Origin of the sequence: Methylobacterium sp. WL116, from assembly GCF_008039455.1 — a bacterium.
Classification (GTDB): Bacteria; Pseudomonadota; Alphaproteobacteria; order Rhizobiales; family Beijerinckiaceae; genus Methylobacterium.
The window spans coordinates 1-5,740 of record NZ_VRUV01000295.1 but is presented as its reverse complement, the minus strand read 5'-3'; the positions used below and the strand labels follow the sequence as shown (position 1 = coordinate 5,740).

Genomic DNA, 5,740 nt, shown 5'->3' with positions numbered 1-5,740 from the left:
GCATTGATCAAAATCAGGATGCGGCCGTGATCGAGGTCGTTGCCGATCTGCATCCCGAAGGCGCGACGGCTGGCGCCACCTGCGCTACCTGCTGATGCTGAGCCCGACCTGGGCGTTCGCGGTCCCGGCAGGCGTGATGGGCGGTGCGGGCCTGCTCATCCTGCTGGCCGCTGGGATCAGCCTGTTCGTCGCGGAGCCGACCCAGATCCTGTTCGGCAACTATTGGGTCATCCTCGCCGGCGCCCTCGTCGGCCTCGGCCATAGCACGGCGCTGCTGGCCGCGGCGACGCACTTGTACGGGGTTCGCGCCGGGTATCGCCGGCCAGCAGCTTCGCTCGTTCGGTGGTCGCGCTGGGTGTCCCTCGAGACGATGCTCGCCGGGGGCACCGCCTGCTTCGCTGCGGGGCTGGCAGTCCTTCTCGGCGTCGTCGGCTATTGGTCACACAACGGCTACGGCCCAATCGGAACGATGCTGCCCGCCGTTGTCGGCACCTCGCTGCTGGTCGTCGGAACGCAGACCGGGCTCGGTGGCTTCCTCCTCGCCGTCATCGGTGGCAACGAGGCGGCGTTTCTCGCTCGTGACAAGTCTTCCAACTTGATCGAAGGCGCCTCGAACGAGGTTGATCCCGATCGGATCGGCAAGCGTAGCTTGCGCCGTGCGGCTTAGGCGCGTGGCGACCGCTCAGACAAAGCGGCACGTGTGCCTCGTCTACGATTGCCTCTACCCGCACACGATCGGCGGCGCCGAGCGCTGGTACCGCAATCTCGGCGACGCTCTGGCGGCGGCGGGGCACCGCGTCACCTATCTCACGCTGCGTCAATGGCCCGAGGGGGAGACTGCGCAGGTCCCGAACGTGGACGTCGTTGCGGTCGGCCCGCGGATGGCCCTCTACGGGGCCGGAGGCAACCGCAGGGTATTGCCGCCCATCGTCTTCGGCCTCGGCGTTTTATGGCATCTGCTCCGCCACGGGCGACGCTACGACGCGATCCATACCGCGTCTTTCCCGTATTTCTCCTTACTCGCCATCGGCCTCCTGCAGCCGATCCATCATTATCGCGTATCGGTGGATTGGTTCGAATTCTGGTCGTTCTCCTATTGGACGCGCTACCTCGGCCGGCTGGGCGGTCGCATCGGGTGGCTCGTTCAGGGACTCTGCCTGCGCTTGCCCCAGAATGCCTTCTGCTTCTCCATCCTCGTTGCGCGACGCCTGACGGCGCAGGGGCTGCGGGCTCGGCCGGAGATCCTTCGTGGGCTCTGCGCGCAGTTGCCGACGTCTCGGGAGCCGTCCCGCGCGGATCCCGTCGTCCTGTTCGCTGGCCGCCATATTCCTGAGAAGCAGGCTGCCGCGATCGTCCCGGCGCTCGCCCTGGCCGTCGCGGAGCGGCCGGACCTGCGTGCCCTCATCCTCGGCGACGGACCGGCACGGGGCGAGGTGCTCGACGCTGTCGATCGGGAGGGTCTCGGGGATCGCATCGACGTGCCGGGCTTCGTGTCCGCCGAGACAATGACCGAACATCTCGCGCGCGCGCTCTGCCTCATTCATCCGTCCGAGCGGGAGGGATACGGCCTCGTAGTGGTCGAGGCAGCCGCCCTCGGCACGCCGAGCATCCTCGTCCGGGGAGCGGACAACGCTGCGACGGAACTGGTGGAGGATGGCGTCAACGGGTTCGTCGCCGATAGCGCATCGCCCGAAGCCTTGGCCGAGGCGATCCTGCGCGTCGCGGCGGCCGGTCATACGCTTCGCTTGTCAACGGCCGCCTGGTTCGGGTGCCACGCGTCCAGCCTGTCGCTGGCATCGTCCCTCGATCGGGTGGTCGCTTCCTACCGTGCGGACCCGGCCGGGTAGATCCGACCCGTCATGCCCGCGTTCCGAAGACGAGAAGGCATGCCGCTGCATCGGGAGCGAGCGGCTGGTCACGCGGCGGCGCGAGATCGATGCCGAAGGCGGCAATATTGCCGAGGAGGCTCGCGATCGGGGCCGGCCACTGGCGGGGTCGTGTCGGGTCACGCAGTCCAAGGTCGCGCTGGATCTCGATCGGCCGGCTACGTTCGCCCAGAATCGTATAGAGCAGGCCACCGGTCATCCGCGACAGGTTCTCCCAGCGTCGGACCTGCCGGCCCTCGAGATACGTCTCGCAAGCTTCCACATCGAGGCCGTGGGCCGAGCACGTTTTCGTCCAAGCCGGCCCATCGAGATAATTTCGGTGCGCGATCCGCCGGTCGAGGGTCGCCAGATAGGTTTCGCGATCCGCACCGGGAAGCACGCTCCCGGCGAGAAGGTCGCGAAAGGCCGGAGCCGGCACCGTGAACAAGAAGCGTCCCTTGGGTTTCAGGACACGCGCGATCTCGGCCAAGGCTGCATCGAGGTCGTCGACGTGTTCCAGCACCGAGTTCGAGAGGGCGAAGTCAAGGCTGCCGTCCGGCTCCGGAACCGATCCGTCAGGGCTGTGGTGCAGTCGTTCGTAGAACGGGAATCGCCGTGCGGCGGCGATCTCCAGCGGATCGATATCGATGCCGATCAGGGGCCGCGAGCCGGCATGTCGAAGCAAGATGTCCGTCAGAATGCCGTCGCCGCATCCGAAGTCCAGGCCTGTCCCCTCGGGCAGGCCGTGCCGAACAAGGGCGCCGATCTCGATCGCACGCCAGAACGCGGTCGCCGGCTGTGCGGGGTAGGCCGCCATGAAGTCGCGAAGGAGCGTGCGTTCGATCACGGGATGGGCAACTCCGAAGGGAACCGGAAATTAGGTCGCCTTGGTTAACGATCCCGCCCGAAACGGCGTAAGGGGCTTTCCCGGGGGGCCGTCGCCTTGACGACCGGCGGCATTCGGAACGCGAGCCGGCGCCTGCCTCGCGCCTTTAGGGGACGGGCACGGCAGCCACCGAGCAGGGTATGGCCGGGACCGCGGGCGCCGTAAGTTCCTGCGCGAGGGCGATGCCGAACCGAGCGCCTTCGGTCTGTCCGAACAGCGCGATCGTCCGAGTGGCGCAGAGTTCGGCGAGCTTCTCCGTCGACAGCCGGCGCAGGAGAAGCACGGTCGGGCGTTCACGCAGGTACGGGTCGTTGCGGACGAGATCCATGCCGTAGACGAGGTTCGCATCGTCGACGAGGACGATGTCGGCCGGCGACCGGGCGATGGCCTCGACGGCTTTTGCATAGGGTGCGGCGAAGCGGTTCGCTTCGAGGGCGCGGCCGGGCACCAGGATCAGCACGGCAGCGATCCAGCCGAGGCCGAGGATGGCGGCGGCCACGCTTCGCCGGTGCGGGGCCGGTGTCCCGGTGATGCGGATCCACCCGTGGGCCGCGAGCAGGCTCGCATTGCCGATCAGCCCGTGGAGGTAGCGGTAGCCCCATCCGTGCCCCTGGTAGGGAAGCAGGACGAACATCGCTCCGACCGTGATGAAGAGGCCCGCCGCGAGCGGGCGGGCGAGACCTTCGCCGCGACGGATCGCCGGCCAGGCCAAAGCGGTCAGCGGCAGGAGGAGCGGGCTCTGCCATGCGGCGAAGCGGACGACGTTCATCGCCATGGTCTCCAGGCCGCGCCACTCGAAATCCCGCAGCAGCATGGCGACGCGCTCGACCATGAAGCCGCAACCGACCGCCTCGCCCTGCCCGGCGTAGCCCGTCGCGACCAGGAGGCCGTGCCAGTACAGCGTCCAGAAGGCCCCGATGGCGGCATAGGCGGCGAGATAGAGGGCGGCGAGGCGCCAGCGCCGGCCGGTGATGAGCCCGACCAGGAACGGCAGCGCGAAGAGCGGATGGAAGATCACCTGATGCAGGCCGCAGGCGAGGAATCCGGTCGCGATCGCGCCGCCATGCCCGAGGCGTCCGCCGCGCAGGAAGAGCTGCAGCCAGACGAAATTGAGCGCCAGATGCGCGGTCATCGCGTAGGGCGTCATTGCCGCTATGAGCACCTGCGGGCTCGTGGCCAGCATCAAGACCGCGACGAGGGCGGCGTCCGGCCGATCGGGCCACAGGCGGCGTGCGATCCCGGCGAGCGCGAGAACGGCGACCGCGAGGAGAACCGGGCCGGTGAGCGTCGGCGATGCGAACAGGGCGAAGGACGCGCGGAAAACCGCGTTGACCGGCAGGTAGGCGGAGACCCAGGCCGCATCGTTCGGCACCGGCAGCACGAAGCTCGTCGCCAGCGCCGGCACGCTGTGCCGCCATTCCGGCGCGATCGGCGCGATCGGGTGCCCGCCGAGGAACACCTTCGCATCGAAGTCGGCCATCACCTCGTCGTAGGACAACGGAACGCCGTGGAACACGACGAACGTTCCGATTAGCGTAACGAGCACGACGAGGAACCCGACGATCCCGATGCTGCGTGCCGGCGCCTGCGCGAGGCGCACCCAGCGCCCGAGGCCTTCCGGGATCGTGACGGTCGCCCCCAGCGCGAGGATGAAGGCGATGCCGGTGAGCCACAACGCGTCGGTGACGAAAAAGTAGTTGGTGATCGTCGGCGGGAGCGCGAGAACCTGCGGCAGGCCGAGCGCGGCCGCCAGCATCACGGCCGTACAAGCGAGGAGGGCGCGCCGAAGCGGGTCCGATCCCGCGATCCGGTCGCGCAGCGACGTCGACGGCGCTTGCGCTGGTTTCACGTCCCGACCTCGATCCCTCGTCGCCGTATCAGGATCGCAGGCGAGGCTTGCGATCCCGTGAAGCGTCGTCGGCCGGCGCGGTCGGCGGCGGGGCGTGTCAGTGATCGTGGCTGCAGCCGGGGCCATGCACGTGGGGCGCGTGATCGTGGGGCGCGGGATCGTGCGCGTGGTGATCGTGGCCACGATCGTCCGCGTGCGTGTGGTCGTGGCCATGGTCGCGATCGGCGTGGGCCGCGTGATCGTGGTGATCATGCGAATGGTCGTGGCCGCAGGTGCTGTGGTCGTGCGCCATGCGCTCGGGCCGGAAGGCGCGGTCGACCGGGCTCGCGGTGCAGCCCTGGCCGCGGACGAGCTCGGCCGTGGCCGGCGAGGCCGGGACGTGGAGCACCTCGGCGCCGATCTCGGCCGGGACGTGATTGCCGCCGAGCTGCCAGGCGAGGCGGATCAGGCGGGCCGGATTCTCGGCGCGGATCTCCAGCAGCGCCTCCGGGGCGGCCTTGACCGCAACCAGGCGGCCGTCGTCGAGGCGCAGGGCGTCGCCGTCCTCGAGCCCGGCGGCCTTGGTCAGGGCGAGGTCGATGTGCAGGCCGCCGGCGCTGTGGAGGTGTCCGTGCTGCGCCTGGCGCCCGGCATGATCGAGGCTGATCGTGTCGACGACCGCGTCGGGGCGGACCGCGGCCTTGCGGACGATCGTGGTGGCTCTCGGCATGGCACCCTCTCTCAGGCGGTGATCGGAAGGAACGAGGCTCGGGCCTCGCGGAACCCGCATCCGCAGGCTCTTACCCCGCACGATGCGCCGTGCCGAGGCCCATTCGCGCGCGGCCGGCCACGGGAACCGCGGCGCGGCCAGTCATCGCGGTCGCCGGCACGAGGTCGGGCCGAGCCCAGCTTTCCGGTGCCCGTCGCCGATCTCGACGGAACCTTGGCCGTGGCAAGTGCATTTCATGGCCGATAAGGCTAAGCTCGGACCGCACCATCACCACGGCGAAATGCCGGACCGGATGCACAAGGGAGTCACGGACTCATGAAGAAGCTCATCGCCGTCGCCCTCGCAGGCACCATCGCCCTCTCGGTCGGCGCCTGCAACACGCCGCAGGACCGCGCCCTCGGCGGCGCCGGTCTCGGCGCCCTCGCCGGTGC

Annotated in this window: 5 protein-coding genes; 2 read left to right on the top strand and 3 right to left on the bottom strand. The window is 69.2% G+C overall.

What is annotated here, in order from left to right; genetic code table 11:
• Positions 1 to 94 precede the first annotated feature (94 nt).
• Both FV223_RS18460 and FV223_RS18455 read left to right on the top strand, forming a co-directional pair.
• Entirely contained in the window at positions 95 to 667 is a 573-nt protein-coding gene (locus tag FV223_RS18460) for a hypothetical protein (RefSeq protein ID WP_147728383.1), read from the top strand.
• 31 nt (positions 668 to 698) lie between these two features.
• Positions 699 to 1,847, top strand: a complete 1,149-nt coding sequence (locus tag FV223_RS18455) for a glycosyltransferase family 4 protein (RefSeq protein WP_147728382.1) — start codon at positions 699 to 701, stop codon at positions 1,845 to 1,847.
• A gap of 10 nt (positions 1,848 to 1,857) precedes the next feature.
• Here FV223_RS18455 and FV223_RS18450 read toward each other — a convergent pair whose 3' ends face one another.
• From FV223_RS18450 to FV223_RS18440, 3 genes are all read right to left on the bottom strand, one after another.
• Positions 1,858 to 2,712, bottom strand: coding sequence for a class I SAM-dependent methyltransferase (locus FV223_RS18450; RefSeq protein WP_147728381.1), 855 nt, complete (start codon positions 2,710 to 2,712; stop codon positions 1,858 to 1,860).
• Between the two features lie 145 nt (positions 2,713 to 2,857).
• Positions 2,858 to 4,600, bottom strand: a complete 1,743-nt coding sequence (locus FV223_RS18445) for a hypothetical protein (protein ID WP_147728380.1) — start codon at positions 4,598 to 4,600, stop codon at positions 2,858 to 2,860.
• 97 nt (positions 4,601 to 4,697) lie between these two features.
• Positions 4,698 to 5,309, bottom strand: coding sequence for an urease accessory protein UreE (locus FV223_RS18440; protein WP_147728379.1), 612 nt, complete (start codon positions 5,307 to 5,309; stop codon positions 4,698 to 4,700).
• Positions 5,310 to 5,740 lie beyond the last annotated feature (431 nt).

Coding starts and splice junctions, on each gene's coding strand:
- FV223_RS18460 (WP_147728383.1), top strand. CDS start 95: ATGCTGAGCCCGACCTGGGCGTTCGCGGTCCCGGCAGGCGTGATGGGC.
- FV223_RS18440 (WP_147728379.1), bottom strand. CDS start 5,309: ATGCCGAGAGCCACCACGATCGTCCGCAAGGCCGCGGTCCGCCCCGAC.